Below are 20458 nucleotides of genomic sequence, written 5' to 3'. Positions count from 1 at the left end.
AAATACTATTTATTAAGCGTAGAGCATGATTGGCGAGAGGGCATAAAGATGGTAAAATATTTGAGGGCATGCTAATAGCTTATTTAGCGGCTGACGTAATACCCAATTCTAATTAAAAGGATTGGAGAAATGAAAATTGTAATTTCTTCAAACGTTTGTTTGAATTTATGTACAAGATGGTTGTTAAAAACTTAAGCATATAGTTCCTTTTTTCTTCTGTTACATTATTAGGAGAATAAAGTATTTACGTTAATCATTGCTTAGTAGTAAGCAAGTTTTCCTAACCTGACCACATTAAAATTAAGATATGATGTTGTGTATATTATTATAAAAGGATGATCGGCGATGCAGACTTCCAGAATTCCTGGTTTCTATAAGCAAACAGTTACAAAGCGAAGAGAATTGCTAAAAAACGTGGAGGCGTTTACGGAAGAAGCTTTTCATGTCCTTTCTTCACCAGAACCGCTTCCGCTTGATACAGCTGATAACATGATCGAAAATGTTATTGGAACTTTTCCCCTTCCTTTAGGAACAGGATTGAACTTTCTTATAAATGGGAAAGAATATATAGTGCCGATGGTTATTGAGGAACCATCTGTTGTAGCATCTGCTAGTCATATTGCTAAGATTGTACGTGAAGCAGGAGGCTTTACTACGGAAGCTACGGAAAGAGTAATGATTGGACAAATTCAAGTAATTGGGTGTACAGATTTTCATAAAGCAAAAGCTGCTCTCCTTCACGCGGAAGACGCATTAATTGAACAGGCTAATGCGTCTTATCCAAGCATTGTGAAACGTGGTGGTGGCGCAAAAGAAATCGGTGTACGGATACTTAATAAAGACAGTATGTCAAATTACCAGCAAATGCTCGTTCTTCACTTGTACATTAATACATGTGATGCTATGGGAGCGAATATTATTAATACAATGGTTGAATCGCTTGCTCCGACTGTAGAAGAATTGACTGGTGGGAAGGTGTATTTGCGTATATTGTCGAATTTAGCCGATCGATGCTTAGCTTGTGCTACCTGTACAATCCCGCCTCATTTGTTGAAAACAGGAGACTTCTCTGGCGAAGAAGTAAGAGACGGCGTCATTCACGCATACGAATTTGCTGCGTCTGATCCGTATCGTGCAGTGACACATAACAAAGGAATTATGAACGGAATTGATCCGGTTGTTATTGCAACAGGAAATGACTGGCGTGCGGTTGAAGCAGGTGCGCATGCATATGCAGCTCGTGATGGACAGTATACGTCAATGACAACGTGGTCTGTTGATGCAGAGGGAAATCTTGTAGGTGAATTGGAGCTGCCGATGTCTGTTGGGATCGTTGGGGGTTCTATCAATGTTCACCCAATGGCACAGGCTGCGTTAGATATATTACATGTATCGTCTGCCCAAGAGCTATCACAGGTAATTGTTGCAGTCGGTCTCGCACAGAATTTAGGCGCATTAAAAGCGTTAGCTACCGATGGTATACAAAAAGGCCACATGGCTTTACATTCTCGTTCTGTTGCCATAGCAGCAGGAGCTACTGGGGAGTTGATTGATATCGTGTCGAAAAAATTAGTAGAAATAAACGAAATCCGTGTTGGCAAAGCTAAAGAACTGGTGGAAGAGTATATAAAATGAGTGCAGAAAAAGTAACAACCACAGAAAAAACAGCTATCGGTGTAGCTTATAGTAAACTAATTTTAATTGGAGAGCATGCAGTTGTACACGGACAACCGGCTATTGCTATTCCATTTCCATTGGTAGGTGTAGAGACTGCCGTTGAACATTTCCCAGGACCGGTCAAGATTGATACAACTTTCTATCATGGCTCTATTGCTGATGCTCCAGAATCATTAGAGGGTATTGTAAAATGCATTGAAGGTACGATGGAGTATTTAAATATAGCTTGTGAGGATATGATTATACGCATTACATCAACGATCCCACCTGGTAAGGGGTTAGGTTCCAGTGCTTCTGTGGCGATATCCGTAGTCCGCTCCTTATTTGCTTATTTTGATGAGGATTATACAGATGAAGAATTACTGCAACTGGCGAATATAGCGGAGACGTTTGCACATGGAGCTCCGTCAGGGATTGATACATTGACGATCACATCTCAGTCCCCTGTCTGGTATGAAAAGGAACACCCGATTGATTTTATTCACTTAAGTGAGGACTTTCATTTTGTTGTAGCGGATTCTGGTCGTGTAGGAGATACGCGTCTAGCAGTGGAGTCCGTAGCAAATTTATTAAAAACCGCGCCAAGACGAATTCAGCGTAAACTAGAACGAATCGGAAAACTGACGCATGATGCAAAACAGGCTTTGGAGAAAAAAGGAAAGCATATTTTAGGGCATATGCTAAATGAAGCGCAAAAAGAATTGGAAGCTTTAGGTGTTAGCGACACTGGGTTGAATCGTTTAATCGATTTTGCCAGACAAGAAGGCGCGCTCGGAGCTAAGTTAACCGGCGGAGGTAATGGCGGCTGCATCATTGCCCTTGCCCAAAATGAAGTTCATTCCAGACAATTAGCGGAGAAATTGAGAAAATTCGGCGCACATGCAGTATGGCCATTTGTGTTGAAAGAGAGCCAAGATCATTAAGCTCCACTGTAGGAAAATATTTATCGTATCGGCGTTTTATCACCATAAAAACTTTGGCGATAGTCAAGTTTTTCTAAGAAGAGCTTAAACAGAAGGGGAATGACCATGAAAGCAACTGCAAAGGCGCATACAAATATTGCCCTTATTAAATATTGGGGAAAGCGAAATGAAGCGATTATCTTACCTACGAATAATAGCTTGTCACTTACTTTAGATGGCTATTATACTACAACGACAGTGGAATTTGATGAATCGCTTTCCCAAGATCAATTCATGTTAGATGAGCAAATCGCATCTGGAGAGCAGTACAGTCGGGTAACGGCATTTCTTGATATTATAAGACAAATGGCAGGTAAACAGCTATTTGCTAATGTAACATCGGTGAATGAAGTGCCAACTGCTGCCGGTTTTGCCTCCTCTGCTTCTGGGTTTGCTGCGTTAGCAGCCGCTGGATCGAAAGCCATAGGTTTACATTTATCCGAGAAAGAGCTCTCTAGATTAACTCGTCGAGGCTCCGGGTCAGCTTGTAGATCTATTTATGGTGGTTTTGCAGAGTGGGAAATGGGGATGCGTGAAGACGGAGAAGATTCTTACGCTATACCTATTGCTCCAGCAAATTATTGGGATATTCGTGTAGCGGCTGTGGTGTTATCTGCGACGAAAAAAAGTGTTTCTAGTCGTGCAGGAATGCGTAGAACAGTTGAGACATCGCCATTTTTTCAAGGCTGGCTGGATAGTATTTCCTATGATTTAGCGGAAATAAAACAAGGAATTAAAGCTCGTGATTTTCAAAAAGTCGGTGAAATTGCTGAGGCAAACTGTATGAAGATGCATGCGACGACGTTAGGTGCAAAACCCCCATTTACATATTGGCATGACACGACGCTAGTAGTGATGCAAAAAGTTTGGGAAATGCGCTCACAAGGTATACCTGTTTATTTTACGATTGATGCTGGTCCTAATGTAAAGGTGCTTTATTTACCTGAGCATGAAGCATATATTGAACAAACATTGCGAGAATTACAAGGTGTCACTGATATTCGTTTGAGTAAATCAGGTCAAGGGATTACGTATATATAGGGGCTGAATCTATTGCCACAATCATCTATGATAATTAAAACCCCTGGAAAGTTAATGGTTGCGGGGGAGTTTGCTGTACTACAGCCGTATCAACAATTAGTTGTAATGGCTGTAGATCGTTTTGTTTATGCAACGATAAAAGATAGTGCAACAAACAGTTTACATTTAATGGATTTCCAATTACAACATATAGGTTGGGAATATAACGGGGATAAAGTTGAACTTGACTCTAAAGATAAAAGAACGACATTTGTTCAAGCATCTATGACAACAGCATGTAACTATTTAAATGAACAGCATATTGCGATACCCCCTTTTGAATTAACGATCAAAAGCGAACTTGATGATGAATCAGGGGTGAAATATGGCTTAGGATCAAGCGCTGCTGTATCTACATCTGTTATTTCCGCTATTTTAAATAAGTTTATGCCTAAGAAACCAGAAGCAAAGCTCATTTATCAATTAGCAGCGATTGCTCATGTTGTAACGCAAGGTAACGGTTCGGGAGCCGATGTCGCTGCTTCTTCTTATGGTGGTTTCCTAAACTATTCCTCATTTCAGGCGGAATGGCTTCGTCAAGCGTACGAGGAATCACAAACATTAACGGAGCTCATTCATCGAGATTGGAAGTATGCTTCTTTGGAGCCTATTTCATTGCCGGACTCTGTTCATGTTTGTATCGGTTGGACAGGAAAACCAGCTTCTACCAAAAAGCTGGTGGAGCAAATTTTAAAGTTAAAGACAACCAATTCTAAACAATTTACTAGCTTTATTAGGCATAGTGAGCAGGCGATTGCGAATGTATTGGCAGGAATGAAGCAAAACAACCCGCAGTTATTGCTTCAAGGGATAAAAGAAAATCGTCACGCGCTAGCGACTGTTGGAAGGGATGCAAATGTAGCTATTGAAACGCCGTTATTAACGACACTCTGTGATATAGCGGAACAATTTGGAGGTTCAGGGAAGCCTTCTGGAGCTGGTGGAGGCGATTGTGGCATTGCTTTTATGCCTTCTAAACAAGCTGCGGAGGATGTTTTCGTAGCTTGGGAAAAAGCAGGGATAAAGCCACTCGCGTTACATCCCTATCCGCATGGAGCAATGGTCAGTGACATCGAACATATAAATGAAATGAAATGATAAAAGCGCATGGATGTTGCACGTGGACAACACCATGCGCTTTTTGTGTTCGTATTTTATTCCTATATAGGAATAAAACCCACTTAGAATCAGTGAGGTTCGCATGAGTTACATGTGTTTTCTTCATGCATCGTCCTTCTTTACTTTCCTACAATAGGGCATACTTTGTCATGTTTACAACCTCATTTTAAAATTTACATTCAAAGCGTAAAAAAATAGCGTGATATTAATTTTTTGTAAAAGATTTACATTCATTTAATAGTAAAAATCTCCAATATAGAATAAAGGTAAAAAATCTAGCAGGCATGCCTTTGTGGAGGAATCCCATTATTTAGGAGGTATCATGGGATGTTAACGTTTGTTTACACAAATGTAGTTGTTATTTAATTTTGTCTTTAATCTTCCTTCATAATTGTTAACTATACTTAAAGTAGGCATTAAACGAGGTAGGAAGTTAGATAAAGACAGAGCTACATATACATTCCACCTTTTCAGATGGTGCTTTAACTCCAAAAGGGGTGCGGATTTTGTCGATAACAGATCATGACGCCATCGGTGCGTATCGTACTGCTTTTACTGAAGAAAAGCATGTAGGAATATCGTTGTTGATCCCAGGAATAGAGCTTAATACGGATGGTATCGACAGTGAATTGCATATTTTAGGTTATTGCTTCGATCACATCTAAAATGACCGAGCACATCTATTGAAGGACAAAACTGCGTATTAAATGGGCTGCGAAAATCGTTTCTCAATTAAACGATGTAGGATATGCGATCCCCTTAGCAGATGTTATTTTAGTAAGCTTGATAATCCGATTGTGTTAGAAGGTATGGGTAGAACAATGGAATTAGCATTTTGAAAACAACATATAGCGTATTTGAATCATTATCACTGGCTTGAAAGGAAGATAGATGTTTGAACATATTAATTACAAATGATGATGGCATTTTTGCACCAGGTGTGAAGGCGTTAGCTGAGTTGCTTTCCCATTTCGGTAAGGTAATCGTAATTTGTCCAGAAACGGAAAAGAGTGCCTATAGTCATAAAATCACATTACGTCAACCATTAAATTTAAAAAAAGTAGACTTGTCCTCTACGGCAGAAACCTATGCCGTCAATGGATCGCCCGCAGATTGTGTAAAAATTGGGATGGATGTGTTAGAAGGTGAGCCAGATATCGTATTTTATGGTATTAATATTGGTCCTAACGTCGGTAGGGATTTATATTATTCAGGAACAATTGCCGCTGCACAAGAAGCGATGTTATATCAAGCGCCTTTAATATCTGTATCGTTAGAGACATTTGATAGCAGAAAAATAAAATTCGACATCGTTAAACAATTATCTTATCAAGTCCTAGAAGTGATTATTCAAAATAAGCTTCCAAAAAATTTGATGTTAAATGTTAATCTTCCTTATACAACGAAAGAGTTGTGTAAAGGAGTGCGCGTTGTGCCCATGGATTTAACCGTCTCTCGATATAACTTTACGGGGTTAAATGACCCACATGGTCAAATATATTACTGGTTAAAAGACAATTACCATGAATTAGAGCTTAATGAAGGTACCGATTATGATCTGTTGCGGCAAGGGTTTATTACCATTTCCCCTATAGAGTTAGTACACACAAAGAAAAGAAGAATTGATCAACTTACTCGGTGGTTTCAGTATTTTAAGGAAAGGTAACTTGGAAAGATTGGGGAATAGCAAAGGCGATAAAAAGGGAACAAATGTATATTTTAAGGCCAGAGTAAAGGAGTTATCGCCGGGTACAATTAAAACAAAGCAATTTCAAGGAAAAGAATATCATTATTCCATTGAAGTAAGTGGGCAGTCATTATTCTCATGCTCGAATAAGAGAACAATATCATGTAGGTGAGGAAGTGGTACTTGTAGCAATTGTTTCAGAGGGGAGTTGACATTAATAAAGGTAACGTAAGTGAAAAAAGAGTTTTATACGCTATAATAGCAACGGGCAGCCATGTACAATGTGGTTGCTCGTTGTTTTTTATAAGAATTTTGCATATATATGCAATTTTTTGTTGAGTTGAGTCATAACCTTTCGTTTGTCTACAATAAAGGAGAAGGGAGGCATTTTTTCATGAAATCAACGATATCAATTATTGGGGTTCCGATGGATTTGGGGCAGAGCAGACGTGGGGTAGATATGGGGCCGAGTGCAATGCGTTATGCTGGAGCGGTGCAAAGGTTAGAAGCATTGGGGTATACGTTACATGATTATGGTGACATTGGTATTACTCGACCTGACAAACAAGCAGCCAGACAAAGTTATCAACTAAAGAATTTACCTCAAGTAGTTGAAGCAAATGAAAAATTAGCAACGATGGTTGATCAAACAATAGAAAAAGGGCATTTTCCGTTAGTTTTTGGGGGTGACCATAGCATTGCTATTGGAAGTTTAGCTGGGATTGCTAAACATTATGAACAGCTTGGAGTTATTTGGTATGATGCGCATGGGGATTTGAATACGACGGAGACATCTCCATCAGGTAACATTCATGGAATGCCACTTGCTGTAAGCTTAGGCTTCGGTCATGAAGAATTAACGTCGATTGCAGGGTACTCACCTAAGGTAAAGCCGGAAAACATTGTTATTATTGGAGCTCGTTCCCTTGATCCTGGCGAGAGAGAGTTAATACGCGAGAAGGGAATACATGTTTATACTATGCATGAAGTAGATCGAATAGGCATGTCGAACGTCATCGAGAAAGCGGTTGCTTATTTAAGCCCTCGTACTGATGGGGTGCATGTAAGTGTAGACTTAGATGGTCTTGATCCGTCTGAGGCGCCAGGAGTAGGTACACCAGTTATTGGTGGTATGACTTATCGCGAAAGCCATTTAGCTATGGAAATGTTAGCAGAGGCAGGAATCATTACGTCCGCCGAATTTGTGGAAGTCAACCCAATCTTAGATGAGAAAAATAAAACGGCAGCACTTGCTGTCGGTTTAATGGGATCATTATTTGGTGAAAAATTAAAGTGAAGTTTGTAAAAATATGTTAAAATAAAAAGACATGATTTTTCATGTCTTTTTTACCCTATAGTCTCTCTTTTTAAATTTCATAATCGTACGAAGAAGTGTTATTTTTTTGTAGTCGTGTTTTGTTAATTTTTCCTGTTGTAGTTCGTTGTTGTTACATATTCCAAGATTAATGCATCTAATTCAATACTTGAGTTAATTACTGCTTCAGAGGTCAATGCATGCGAGTTACTGAGAGAGAGCATTTTTTCTCTTTTCATTTCAATTCTTTCCAATAATTTAGAATTACTCACAAATCTATCCTCCTATCTAGTATAATGGTAGGATAGTAGTCGGAAATTTGCAATCATAAATATTTACATTTTATTATTTTTTTTTGAAACCTATTGATCGGTTAAATCGTAACAATATTACCGCATAGTAAAGCGGAGGTACCAATATGGATGAAATGATTAAAGATAGAATTAAACAAGTGAAAAAAGGAGATCAATCCGCTTTTGAAGATGTGGTCTCATTCTTTCAAAATAGGATCTACCAGCACTGTTTTCGCATGCTTGGTAATGCACACGAGGCGGAAGATATAGCGCAAGAGGCTTTTATTCGTGCATATGTCAATATCCATTCTTTTGATGATCAAAGGAAATTTTCGACGTGGTTATATCGAATTGCAACGAATTTAACGATAGACCGTATTCGTAAACGAAAACCAGATCATTATCTAGATGCAGAGGTAAAAGGAACGGAAGGATTGAATATGTATTCCCAGATAGCTGATAAGGGGAGACTACCAGAAGAAGAAGTCGAAGGAATTGAGCTTAAACGCTATATTCATTACGAAATTTCACAGCTTCCTCCGAAGTATCGCAGTATCATAATGTTGCGGTATATTGAAGAATTTTCCCTTCAGGAAATTAGTGAAATTCTGGATATTCCACTTGGGACTGTAAAAACCCGTATTCATCGTGGAAGGGAAACCTTAAGGAAAAAGCTTCGTCACGTGTAAAGGAGTGTGACTCACTTGAATTGTAATAAAGAAGCAGTAGAATTGATGCATTGTTATTTAGATGGAGATATTACAAAAGAGCAGGAGCAGGCGCTCAGTGCGCATTTGGAGAATTGCGAGGCGTGTCAAAAACATTTTCACGAATTGAAACGTACGATTACACTTTTGCAAAGCACAGAACAAATAAAAGCCCCTGCTAATTTCACTGCAAATGTGATGAATAACCTTCCGACAGAGCGGAAGCGATTTAAATATAGAAGATGGTTTAAATCCCATCCAATTTTAACTGCGGCAGCGATATTTTTTATTTTTATGATTAGCGGTATGTTTTCAGTATGGAATCAAGATAATCAGTTAAGTGTCTCTAAACAGGATAATTTAGTTATTCAAGGGGATACGGTAATTGTACCTGCTGATGTGACGGTTGAAGGGGACTTAGTCGTAAAAAATGGCGACCTCATTATTAACGGGACGATTGATGGAAATGTTACGTTAATTAATGGTGAGCTCATTGAAGAACCGATAGAAGGTGATGGCTTGATGGCTTCTGTTGGTGAAATCAATGGAGAGATAGAACATGTAGATCAAATGTTTGAGTGGGTGTGGTATTCCATTAAGGAATTGTTCGAAAATATCTTCTCATTTTAATAGGATGATGAACCTGAAAACGGAAAACCGAATTCAGGTTTTTTATTGTACGATAAGTATAGTAAATGATGGCTTTTTCCGCCATATAGACTCGGGTTATCCATAGACATGTTTTTCTAAAAGTGTCCTGATAAAATCTTACATCTTATTGGATCTTTTATGTTACAATAGGAATGCTATATAGTCTTATTTTTCACTATAAGAAAAGTGTAAAATGTAACGTGTATAGCAGAAGGAAATTACACCTTTTTTATATTAAAACTTCGCTAATAGAATCGAGTTTTACACTATAGGAAAGCATAAAGGTGTCTAGGGTTTATATTATAAGACTTGGCGACAAGCCAAGTTTTTCTAACAAAATTAGATGAAATGAAGCATTATATTATATGCTTGAATATAACGTGCAATAAGAAATTACTGTAGAGGATGTGTACATCATGCTTGATGGGGGATTTGACCTAATACAGCTCCTTAGGATAGGCGTAGATATCGCTCTCGTCTGGTATGTTTTATATAAATTAATCATGCTGATAAGAGGTACGAAGGCTATTCAACTTCTTAAAGGGATTGCAGTGGTACTAGCAGTGTGGTTGTTAAGCATTGTCTTGGACTTACAAACAGTGCGCTGGATTACAAGCCAGGCGATTGACTGGGGTCTTATCGTGGTTATTATTTTATTCCAACCAGAGTTGCGTAGGGCATTGGAACAATTAGGGCGCGGTAATATTTTTGGACGAAGTGCCCGCTCGGAAGAAGAAATTATTGAAAAGAATATTGATGCCATTATCCAATCCTGTAATTACATGGCTAAACGTCGGATTGGTGCGTTGATCACCATTGAGCGTGAAACAGGAATAGGAGACTATGCGGAAACAGGTATTCCCATTAATGGAAAACTAACACATCAACTGTTAACAAATATATTTACACCAAACACGCCATTGCATGATGGTGCTGTTATTTTAAAAGGTGACGAAATCATTGCTGCAGCATGCTACTTGCCTTTGTCGGAAAGTCCTTTTATTTCCAAAGAGTTAGGAACAAGGCACCGTGCTGCAATGGGCATTAGTGAGGTTACAGATGCGCTAACCATTGTAGTATCCGAAGAAACGGGTGATATATCTTGCACGAAAAATGGCGAGCTACATAGAGAGCTAAGTCAGGAAAGCCTAAGAGATTTATTACACAAGAACCTATCATTAAGTTTGAAAGCCCCTGAAAAAAAGTCAAAAAAAGGGAGGGCAAACAAAAATGGATAGTTGGTTTCGAAGTAAGTGGTTTGTCCGTGTCGTTTCATTAGCGTTTGCCGTTTTCTTTTATATCTTTGTAACGGTGGATCAAAATAGCGTACCAAATAATGGTGAATCCACATTTCCTGCTGGAGATGAGACGCAAAATTTAGAAACTCTGGATGAAGTTCCGGTTAATATAGATATTGATAGTGAAAAGTATGTAGTTAGTGGTGTTCCAGAGTTTGTTTCTGTCACGTTAGAAGGGTCAGCGGCTGTTTTACAACCAACCCTACGTAATCGGAATTTTGATGTGTGGGTAGATTTACAAGGGTTAGAGGCTGGTGAACATACCGTAGAGCTTCAACATGATATTTCTGATAAACTAGATGTATTTATTGAGCCAAAGCGAGTAGATGTGGTGATTGAAGAGAAATCAACTCAAGAATTTCAAGTGAAAGTTGACTTTATAAATACAGATTCAATGGCAGATGGGTATGAGCTTGGTGATTTTGAAGTAAGTCCGCAGAAGGTAACGATTACGAGTGCCAAAAGCGTCATTGAAAAAATTGGTATTGTCAAAGCTTATGTCGATGTAAGTGGCTTAGATGAAGCGATTGATAATCGAGAAGTTCCAGTCAATGTATACGATAGTCAAGGTAATGAATTGAGTGTGAATGTAGAGCCAGAAAATGTCGTGATTTCGGCAAACATTACTAATCCAAGTAAAAAAGTACCGGTTAGCGTCCAGACAACTGGTGAACCTCCTAAGGGGTATGCATTATCCACGATTTCTGCTAATGTAGATGAAGTGGAAGTGTTTGCGAGAAGCAGTATACTAAAAGATTTAGAAAAGGTTTCTACGGAGGAAATTGATTTAGCGGACATTAAGAAATCAGGTACAATAGAAACAAACTTAGCATTACCTGATGGTGCAACTGTTTCTAATGGAAAGAAGGTTGAAGTTACTGTTGAATTGGAACAGACAAAGGTGTTAGAGGGAGTACCAATTGAAATAGAAGGATTACAAGATGATCTGGAAGTGGCATTTAAAGATCCAACTAATCCAGAGATGAAATTAACCGTTACAGGAAAACAATCAGATATAGCAGAGTTAAATCGGGAAGACTTTCGAGTGTTTATTGATGTTAAAGATTTAGAACCAGGTACACATGACGTTTCTATTAATGTGGAATCACCAGATGGCTTGTCGGTTGAACCAGAATTTGAGCAAGCATCCATAGAAATTAATGAAACTTCGTGATTAGCTTTTTATTTAAGAATTGGTGGAATTGATAAAAAGGAGAGAAATTACATGGGAAAATATTTTGGAACAGATGGTGTACGAGGAGTGGCAAATAAAGATCTTACACCAGAGTTAGCTTTTAAGCTTGGACGAGCTGGAGGTTACGTGTTAACGAAAGAAACACCACGTGCCAAAATCGTAATAGGACGCGATACCCGTGTATCTGGTCATATGCTTGAAGGAGCACTTGTAGCTGGATTGCTATCTATTGGAGCAGAAGTAATGCGTTTAGGTGTTATTTCCACGCCAGGAGTTGCTTATTTGACAAAAGCAACTAGTTCACAAGCAGGTGTTATGATTTCGGCATCTCATAATCCTGTAGAAGATAATGGGATTAAATTCTTTGGACCAGATGGATTTAAATTGACGGATGATCAGGAATTAGAAATTGAAGCCATTTTGGATGGTGAGGATGAACTCCCTAGACCAATTGGTGCAGAAGTAGGGACGGTTAATGATTATTTTGAAGGTGGACAAAAGTATCTTTCTTATTTGAAAGATACGGTTGATAATGAATTTGATGGATTAAAAATTGCTTTTGACTGTGCACATGGTGCTACTTCAGCCCTTGCTACGCACTTATTCGCTGATTTAGAAGCAGATATCTATTCTATCGGTTCTTCCCCAGATGGACTAAATATTAATGATGGAGTAGGATCGACTCATCCAGAAAAGTTGCAGGAATTTGTCCTTGAAAAAGGTGCAGATGTTGGTTTAGCTTTTGACGGTGACGGTGATCGTTTAATTGCTGTAGATGAACGAGGGAAACTTGTTGACGGCGATCAAATCATGTTTATTTGTGGGAAGTACATGAATGAAAAGGGCGTGCTTCGTCATAGTACCGTTGTGTCTACAGTAATGAGCAATATTGGTTTTTATAAAGCATTAGAGGCAAATGGAATGCGTAGCGACAAAACAAAAGTTGGTGACCGTTACGTGATGGCTGAAATGCGCCAAGGCGGTTACAATCTTGGTGGAGAACAGTCAGGGCATATTATTTTCCTAGACTATAATACAACCGGAGATGGAATGTTATCCGCACTACAATTGGTCAATGTTATGAAAGAGACAGGCAAGCCTTTGTCAGAACTTGCCGATGAAATGAAAATTTATCCACAAGTACTAAAAAATGTTCGTGTAACAGATAAGGATAAAGCAATGCATCATCCAGACATAAAGCAAGCAATTGATGCGGTGGAGCAGGAGCTAGGTACACAAGGTCGCGTGCTCGTTCGTCCTTCAGGTACAGAACCACTTGTTCGTGTCATGGTTGAATCCCCAACTAAGGAAGAATGTGATTTATATGTGAAGCGAATTGTCGATGTGATTGAAAAGCTACTTGGAAGAGATGAATAATAAAAAGGTATAAGAAAAGCTAGGACATAACGCAGAGAACGAATGCAAAACGAAGCCTATTTGGTAGAACACTTTGCGAGTAGCGTTTGTTGAGGAACAGGCACGGAATCGAAGTGATGTGCTATAGCGATGGTTAGCATTTTTTATACAAAAAGCCGAACAATGATCATGCAATTGTTCGGCTTTTTTTTCTGGATTATAGAAAAAGAAAATGTTTATTACCGTGAAATTTAGCGAAAAGCTAAGTTCTTCATCATTGGCTGAGGTCATCGCTTATTTATACTATAATTAAATGGTTCAATTTAGTTATAGATGGAGAATTAGATGCAAAATATATGTTGGTAGGGGTGAAAAACTTGATTACGGTATTAGTTGTAGATGATGATGCGCATATTCGAGAACTATTACGATTGTATTTACAAAAGGAAGGTTATCAAATGGTGGAAGCGGAGGATGGGGAAGAAGCATTATCCATCATGGAACAAACAAATGTACAAGCAGCTATTGTCGACATTATGATGCCTAAGCTGGACGGATTTGATCTATGTAAACATATGCGTACATTTTATAATATTCCAGTACTTATGTTGACGGCAAAAGGAGAGCTTGCAGATAAGGAAAAAGCTTATCGTGCTGGAACAGATGATTATATTGTGAAACCGTTTGAGCCGAAAGAAGTGCTTTTTCGCTTAAAGGCATTGCTCAGGAGATTTCAAATGATCCATGATGAAAAGATTCAAATTGGCACGATGTGTATTAATCGTAAAAATTATGAAGTACAAGTAAGTGGAAAAACGATTATTCTGCCTTTAAAAGAGTTTGAGCTATTAGCACAATTAGCTAGTTATCCTAATCAAATATTTACGAGAGAGCAATTAATTGAGCATGTGTGGGGGTTAGGATATGAAGGAAATGATCGTACAGTAGATGTACATATTAAACGGTTAAGGAAACGGTTTTCTCATTGTCAAAGCGATTTTACGATCCAAACGGTGCGAGGGGTTGGATATAAGCTAGAAACGCTAAAGGCGGGAGGACAGTCTTAATGCGAACATTATATTTTCGTATTATAGTAACCACTTTCGTTATTATGATTGCCAGTTCTATTATTGCTTTTATTGTGAGTAATGGATATTACCAATATGTTTTAAAGCCAAAAAACGACGCCAAAGTTACGGAAATTGCGCTTAATATTGTTGATTTATATAGAAATAGTGAGCAGCCACTAGATGATTATTTGTCCGAAATAACGGATTTAGGTTATTCATTTTATGTAACTGATCCGCATGGAAATGATCGATCCTTTGGGAAGCCCTTTGATGAAGAGCAAACCTCGAAGAAAGTTGTAGATTACGTATTGGCTGGCGGAGTCTATCATGGGATAAAAAACTATCCGTGGCGTTTATTTGTAACAGGTTTTTTTGATCATACGCTGGCAAATACCATTGGTGTTTCTATTGAAAGCAATGAGGGATCGGAATATGCACTATTTGTGCGCCCCAATTCTGCGCAACAATTTGGAGAAATGCGGCTTTTCTTTGCTGTGCTTATTGTTTTAATCTTATTGCTTAGTTTTCTATTTATTTTGTTTAGTACACGATGGATAGTGAAACCAATTCAATTACTAAAGGCAGCAACAAGAAAAATAGCCGCCGGAAATTATCATATTAAGCTATCTGTTCATCGAAAAGATGAAATTGGTCGTTTAGCCAAAGACTTTTCCATCATGAGTCAGAGTCTACAGCAAACGGAAGAAAAAAGACAAGCTTTTGTGTCCAGTGTGTCTCATGAAATTCAATCTCCACTTACCTCGATTCAAGGATTTTCTCAAGCGCTGCAAGAAGAAGCATTAACGGAGGATGCGAGACGTTATTACTTATCCATTATAGAGAAAGAAAGTAAACGACTATCTGCTTTAAGTAGGCAATTGCTAACGCTATCCCAGCTAGACCAAACGGAGGGGGAGTTGGAATTTACAACGTTTCATGTTAATGAACAATGGAAAGATATTATATCCACATTGGAATGGCAATGGAGACAAAAACATATCACGATACAATTTGATAACCAAGATACATGGATGAAAGGTGAGCCAAAGCTCCTTTATCAAGTATGGATGAATGTGCTGACGAATGCGATTCGTTACACGCCAGATGGCGGAGATGTTTTCATCCATGTACAAAAGCGAAAAGCGGACGTGCAAGTGGTGGTGTCGGATACTGGGATTGGCATTGCTGAGGAAGATCTGCGTCAAATCTTTGACCGTTTTTATAAAGTGGATAAGGCTCGAACGAGGAAAGAAGGAGGTACGGGTCTCGGATTAGCGATTGCCAAGAAGATTGTGGAGTTGCACAAGGGGACAATTATGGTGGATAGCGAACTCGGTCAAGGGACGAAGGTAGTCGTCATCCTACCACAAGTGTAACGATTCGTTCATCCTCTGTTCATATATAGGAGCTATACTATGGTCAGAACGGGAGGGAACAACATGTTTCTGGCCATTAGAGAACTCTTATTTGCCAAAACAAAATATATTTTAATCGGCTTAATTACAACGTTAACGGTAAGTCTTATTTTTATTGTATCTGGTTTAGCTGAAGGCTTATCTGCAGATAATGCATCTTCTATTCAAGGTTTAGCAGCCGACTCCCTTGTCTTAGAAGCGGAAGCAGAAGGCGAGTTAGGCAGCTCATTTATTCCAATGCAAAAAGCAAAGGAAATAATAAATGATCAAGAACAGGAGGCTAATACGCTCTCTATCCAAATGATGAATGCAACAGTCGGTGGTGGAGACAAGCAAATTAGCCTAGCGTTATTTGCAACAGAACGTGATGGTATGTTAATTCCAGAAGTAACGGAAGGGAGGTCTCCTAAGCAAGAAAATGAAGTGCTAGCGGATGAAAGTCTAAAGCAGGATGGCATTCAATTAGGTGATGAATTACAGTTGGGTGAGGAAACGACCTATGTCGTAGCTGGGTTTACAACAGAGCAACGTTATAGCCATACACCAGTTGTGTTTGTTAAAAGCGATGATTTGGAACAAGTGAATGCGGTAGCGGTAAAAGGGGAATCAGTATCAGAGGGTGCTTATTCCACTATTCCTAAAATGGATGCTCTTCATGGTATTCCAAGTTATTCACAAGAACAAGCTTCCCTTAACATGATGATTATTTTTTTGTATGTCATTACTGCGTTTGTGCTAGCCGTGTTTTTCTATGTAATGACGTTACAAAAACGAGACCAATTCGGTGTTTTAAAAGCGCTTGGTGCGAATAATACATATTTAATTTCGGGATTAATCATCCAGGTTATTCTTCTTTCTATCGTTAGCGTAGGGATTGCTACAGCGATTAGCTTTGGAATCGGCGCATTATTCCCAGCTGATATGCCATTTATTTTGAACATGGCAACAATTGTACAACCAGCGATTATTATTATCGTGGTATCTGTGTTAGGGGCAGTCGTATCGCTTTATCAAGTGATCCAGATTGATCCACTAGAAGCGATTGAGGGGGTGGCAACATGACGTTAGTATTAGAGCATGTCCATAAAGTATATCAAGATGGACCAAAAGAGTATGTTGCTTTAAATGATGCTTCTTTACAAGTGCAGGCTGGAGAATTTGTAGCAGTCGTTGGTCCTTCAGGATCAGGAAAAAGTACGCTGTTATCTATTGCAGGCGCATTATTATCACCTACTAGCGGCAAAGTTTTACTGGATGGGGAAAATATTGTAACGCTATCTAAGAAAGAAGTAACGAAGCGCAGGTTGGAAAAAATCGGGTTTATTTTTCAAGCCGCTCATTTACTTCCATATTTAAAAGTGAAGGATCAATTAAATGTTATGTCTGTCCTTGCTCATAAATCGAAGCAGCAAAAAACAGACATACTTGCTCATCTTGGTTTAGAGCACCGTATTCATCATTATCCGAATGATCTTTCTGGTGGGGAAAGGCAGCGAGTAGCTATTGCTAGAGCATTAGTGAATAATCCGCAGCTTATATTGGCAGACGAGCCGACAGCAAGCCTCGACTCTAGTCGCGGGCAGGAAGTCGTCAAGCTACTCGCTAATGAGGTGAAAGAGGGCAATAAAGCGGGTGTAATGGTAACGCATGATGAGCGCGTTTTAGGCTATGCTGACAGAATCATTACTATTCGCGATGGAAAAGTGGAATTGGGTTAACGACTAGGGGCACTGTCTTTTATTTCGTTACTCAGGTATGAAATTGCAACCCTGTTCATAAATCATTAAAGAAAACCCATCCCGTTGCATGATATGCTCCCACTATGGTAGACAGAGAAATAATAAAAACTCTTTACTACGATATTGGGGGCATTTTCTATGTCTAAAAGAAGAAGTAAACATACGTTAGATGAAAGAATCGAGGCGGCATTACGTGTGATTTACCTAAAAAGTGTGTTTATGTAAATTAATTAAAGGTCATACTGCCTACTATTACTAGTACGATCATAAAAGCAGGACTACCAATAAATGCTACATCAAATTTATCTTTCTCGTTATCATTTCTATTTCTTCCCCTAAAATCGTCCCCTTCTAATTAGCACATACAGATTCATTAAATTGTAATATACATTTAAACGTATCGAGTACATGAATTTATAGTTTATTATGCCAAACGATGGTGTTTTTCGCTAAAGTTAGTGAACATCCGATCTTTTCTTACTTCCTGGATTGTAACATGAAACGTATAAAAACTTGACATAGATTAATTTTGAAACTAGTCTAAAAATAATAGCATTTTCAGCAGGATCATAGAGACATAGATTAATGAAGGTGGAAATAAAGTGCTTCCACTATGTAATAATTCAAAGTGCAATTTCTTTTCAATTGCTTTTACGTCATGCTCATAAGTCATAAGTTAGGGGAGGCCTTTTGTGGTACAGAAAATTAGAAGATTCTAAGATACATAGCATAAGCAAAACTACCGTTTTCTCCATAAAGGAAAGGCGTTAAGCCAAGGTTTTCTAGCCTTATTCTCATTTGCATTCTACTAAGTCTAACTTAAATGAAGGGAAGAAAATAAAATGATACCATTTCCGAAGCCTACTGTGGAACAGTTCTTTCGCACGTTTGCCATCACTAATTTTACTGTAACTCCTAATGAAAAAAGGGTCCTATTCAGCTCCAATTTAAATGGAAAAATGAACGTATGGGCAATGGACTTGCCAAATACGTTCCCATATTTATTTGCTCATCGCGAAGAATCGTGTAGCTTTCTAAAATGTGATCCGGAAAATCGTTATGTGTTAGCAGGGTTTGATCAGGATGGTGATGAAAATCATCACATTTATGCTATACCATCAGAAGGAGGGCTGCCACAGCCGCTTGTTACTGGAGACTCGGAAGAAAAGTACTTTTTTGCGCACTTGAGTGATGACGGTGAGCGTATTTATTATATGACATCGGAAGGAAATGCATCGTTTTTAAATACGCGTGTTCGCCATTTGCAGGAGGGAAAAGATACTTTGCTTCATGTGGGCGAAGTAGGCCCAACTTTTTTAGAAGCTGTTTCTGAAGAAGAAAAGGCGTTTGTTTTTACACAGACGTATGCCAACACATATGTTATAGGATTTGTAAAAGTGGGCACAGAACAGATCCCGTTAACTCCTGACACGGAGAACGTGCATGTTGTCATGGATCCAGTATTTGTAGACGAAACGACGATTTTCTTTTTAACGGATTATGAGGATGAATATACGTATTTAGCCAAGTTCGATGTGAATAGCAGAACATTTGCTAAAGTTATAGCCGTTGAAGAAGAAAGTGTTAATTTCCTAAAATGGAACAAGGAAAAACAATGCTTTTATTTCGTAACAGAAAAAGGGGTGACGGATAAGCTATATCAATATGATCTTACAGAAAAAAAGCTGCTTACGATAGATGCGCCAACGGACACGATCGATCAATTGGTAGTAGCGAAGTCAGGCAATCTTTATGTGTTAGGTAGAACGGCGACATCACCGGCGAATATTTATCGGTACACATACGAAGATGGAAATTGGACGATGCTAACGAATAATCGTGTTCTCGGTGTTGCCAGTGAGGAAATGGTTGTGCCTGAGGTTGTGACGTACCGGTCCTATGATGGAATGGAAATCGAAGCATTATTATTTAAAGCTCACGCCCACTATGATAATGGCTATACTATTTTTTGGCCGCATGGTGGACCGCAAGCGGCAGAACGAAAAGAATTCCGTTCCATGTTTCAAGCATTGCTAAATCGTGGTTATTCGATATTTGCCCCTAATTTCCGAGGAAGTACTGGATACGGAGCGTCATTTGTAAAAATGGTCGAACAAGACTGGGGAGAAGGACCGCGTCTTGATTGTTTGGAAGGAATAAAGTGGTTATTTGATAACGACATTACTACGAAAGAAAAATTATTTTTAGTTGGTGGAAGCTACGGTGGTTATATGGCGCTACTATTGCATGGTCGCCATCCTGAGTACTTTAAAGCTGTTGTAGATATTTTTGGACCGTCTGACTTATTTACGTTTGTAAACTCGGTGCCTCCGCATTGGAAACCAATGATGGATCGTTGGCTTGGCGATCCAGAACGAGATAAAGAACGATTCATTACGGATTCCCCTGTTACGTACTTAGAAGGTATGACAAAGCCAATGCTCGTCATCCAAGGTGCGAAAGATCCTCGAGTCGTAAAAGCAGAATCGGACCAAATTGTCGCTAAATTGAAGGAAAAAGGTCGTGATGTTGACTATCTTGTACTTGAAGATGAAGGACATGGCTTTTCTAAAAAAGAGAACGAAATGAAAGTGTATCAACGTATGCTTGACTTTTTAGATCAGCACAGAGATAGCTAGCATGAAGGGGAATTTTAATCAGAGTGGGTCTTCGCTTTATGGTTTTATCCCCTGACTGACGTCTTCTAATGATGAAAATGGGCGTCTTACACTACCTTATATTTGGAATACACGAAGAGCGTAGATGGGAATCTGCGCTTTTTTGTGATTTAAACGATGGAAATAAATATGGGGTAGTGAATAGTCTAAAGGCGTAAAAACATTGAAGAGCTTGTGTATCTAATTAAGAAATTACCCTAAAAAGAAACATTCACG

Annotated in this window: 18 protein-coding genes; 17 read left to right on the top strand and 1 reads right to left on the bottom strand. The window is 38.8% G+C overall.

The window, feature by feature from the left end; genetic code table 11:
* Window positions 1-345: 345 nt before the first annotated feature.
* From BUB45_RS16630 to rocF, 7 genes are all read left to right on the top strand, one after another.
* Window positions 346-1635 (top strand): hydroxymethylglutaryl-CoA reductase, degradative, encoded by a 1290-nt coding sequence (locus BUB45_RS16630; RefSeq protein WP_073012415.1) that lies wholly within the window; start codon window positions 346-348, stop codon window positions 1633-1635.
* Complete coding sequence (gene mvk / locus BUB45_RS16625; protein WP_073012412.1) at window positions 1632-2600, top strand: mevalonate kinase; 969 nt, start codon at window positions 1632-1634, stop codon at window positions 2598-2600. Before BUB45_RS16630 ends, mvk begins: the two co-directional genes overlap by 4 nt.
* 105 nt (window positions 2601-2705) lie before the next feature.
* Window positions 2706-3680 carry a diphosphomevalonate decarboxylase gene (gene mvaD / locus BUB45_RS16620; RefSeq protein ID WP_073012409.1) on the top strand — a complete coding sequence of 325 codons (975 nt, stop codon included), beginning with the start codon at window positions 2706-2708 and terminating at the stop codon, window positions 3678-3680.
* A gap of 27 nt (window positions 3681-3707) precedes the next feature.
* Window positions 3708-4817 carry a phosphomevalonate kinase gene (locus BUB45_RS16615; protein ID WP_073012492.1) on the top strand — a complete coding sequence of 370 codons (1110 nt, stop codon included), beginning with the start codon at window positions 3708-3710 and terminating at the stop codon, window positions 4815-4817.
* A gap of 527 nt (window positions 4818-5344) precedes the next feature.
* On the top strand, window positions 5345-5503 hold the full coding sequence (locus BUB45_RS19980; RefSeq protein WP_170861780.1) for a PHP domain-containing protein: 159 nt from the start codon (window positions 5345-5347) through the stop codon (window positions 5501-5503).
* Window positions 5504-5733: 230 nt separating this feature from the next.
* On the top strand, window positions 5734-6504 hold the full coding sequence (surE, locus tag BUB45_RS16610; protein WP_073012406.1) for a 5'/3'-nucleotidase SurE: 771 nt from the start codon (window positions 5734-5736) through the stop codon (window positions 6502-6504).
* Window positions 6505-6919: 415 nt separating this feature from the next.
* Window positions 6920-7822 (top strand): arginase, encoded by a 903-nt coding sequence (rocF, locus tag BUB45_RS16600; protein WP_073012400.1) that lies wholly within the window; start codon window positions 6920-6922, stop codon window positions 7820-7822.
* A gap of 122 nt (window positions 7823-7944) precedes the next feature.
* Here the strand turns inward: rocF and BUB45_RS19415 are convergent, their stop codons facing one another.
* Window positions 7945-8112: an aspartyl-phosphate phosphatase Spo0E family protein gene (locus BUB45_RS19415; protein ID WP_077706576.1), complete on the bottom strand. Its 168-nt coding sequence runs from the start codon at window positions 8110-8112 to the stop codon at window positions 7945-7947.
* A gap of 146 nt (window positions 8113-8258) precedes the next feature.
* On the opposite strand from BUB45_RS19415, the gene sigW reads away from it, so the two are divergent.
* The 10 genes from sigW to BUB45_RS16545 all read left to right on the top strand — a co-directional run bounded on the left by sigW (window position 8259) and on the right by BUB45_RS16545 (window position 20203).
* Window positions 8259-8822 carry an RNA polymerase sigma factor SigW gene (sigW, locus tag BUB45_RS16590; protein ID WP_073012397.1) on the top strand — a complete coding sequence of 188 codons (564 nt, stop codon included), beginning with the start codon at window positions 8259-8261 and terminating at the stop codon, window positions 8820-8822.
* Between the two features lie 15 nt (window positions 8823-8837).
* Window positions 8838-9470 carry an anti-sigma-W factor RsiW gene (gene rsiW / locus BUB45_RS16585; RefSeq protein WP_073012394.1) on the top strand — a complete coding sequence of 211 codons (633 nt, stop codon included), beginning with the start codon at window positions 8838-8840 and terminating at the stop codon, window positions 9468-9470.
* Window positions 9471-9907: 437 nt separating this feature from the next.
* A complete protein-coding gene (gene cdaA, locus BUB45_RS16580) occupies window positions 9908-10729 on the top strand; it encodes a diadenylate cyclase CdaA (protein ID WP_073012391.1) in 822 nt (273 codons plus the stop codon).
* A complete protein-coding gene (locus BUB45_RS16575) occupies window positions 10722-11963 on the top strand; it encodes a CdaR family protein (RefSeq protein ID WP_073012388.1) in 1242 nt (413 codons plus the stop codon). Before cdaA ends, BUB45_RS16575 begins: the two co-directional genes overlap by 8 nt.
* A gap of 51 nt (window positions 11964-12014) precedes the next feature.
* The gene (gene glmM / locus BUB45_RS16570) at window positions 12015-13361 is read left to right on the top strand and encodes a phosphoglucosamine mutase (RefSeq protein ID WP_073012385.1); all 1347 of its coding nucleotides are present in this window, start codon (window positions 12015-12017) and stop codon (window positions 13359-13361) included.
* Between the two features lie 356 nt (window positions 13362-13717).
* On the top strand, window positions 13718-14407 hold the full coding sequence (locus BUB45_RS16565) for a response regulator transcription factor (protein ID WP_170861779.1): 690 nt from the start codon (window positions 13718-13720) through the stop codon (window positions 14405-14407).
* The gene (locus BUB45_RS16560; protein WP_073012382.1) at window positions 14407-15786 is read left to right on the top strand and encodes a sensor histidine kinase; all 1380 of its coding nucleotides are present in this window, start codon (window positions 14407-14409) and stop codon (window positions 15784-15786) included. Before BUB45_RS16565 ends, BUB45_RS16560 begins: the two co-directional genes overlap by 1 nt.
* A gap of 63 nt (window positions 15787-15849) precedes the next feature.
* Complete coding sequence (locus tag BUB45_RS16555; RefSeq protein ID WP_073012379.1) at window positions 15850-16887, top strand: ABC transporter permease; 1038 nt, start codon at window positions 15850-15852, stop codon at window positions 16885-16887.
* A complete protein-coding gene (locus tag BUB45_RS16550) occupies window positions 16884-17543 on the top strand; it encodes an ABC transporter ATP-binding protein (RefSeq protein ID WP_073012376.1) in 660 nt (219 codons plus the stop codon). Before BUB45_RS16555 ends, BUB45_RS16550 begins: the two co-directional genes overlap by 4 nt.
* Before the next feature lie 863 nt (window positions 17544-18406).
* Window positions 18407-20203, top strand: coding sequence for a S9 family peptidase (locus BUB45_RS16545; protein WP_073012374.1), 1797 nt, complete (start codon window positions 18407-18409; stop codon window positions 20201-20203).
* Window positions 20204-20458: the final 255 nt, after the last annotated feature.

Source organism: Virgibacillus chiguensis (assembly GCF_900129865.1).
GTDB classification, from domain to species: domain Bacteria; phylum Bacillota; class Bacilli; order Bacillales; family Amphibacillaceae; genus Virgibacillus; species Virgibacillus chiguensis.
This window is presented reverse-complemented; position numbering and strand designations above follow the sequence as displayed.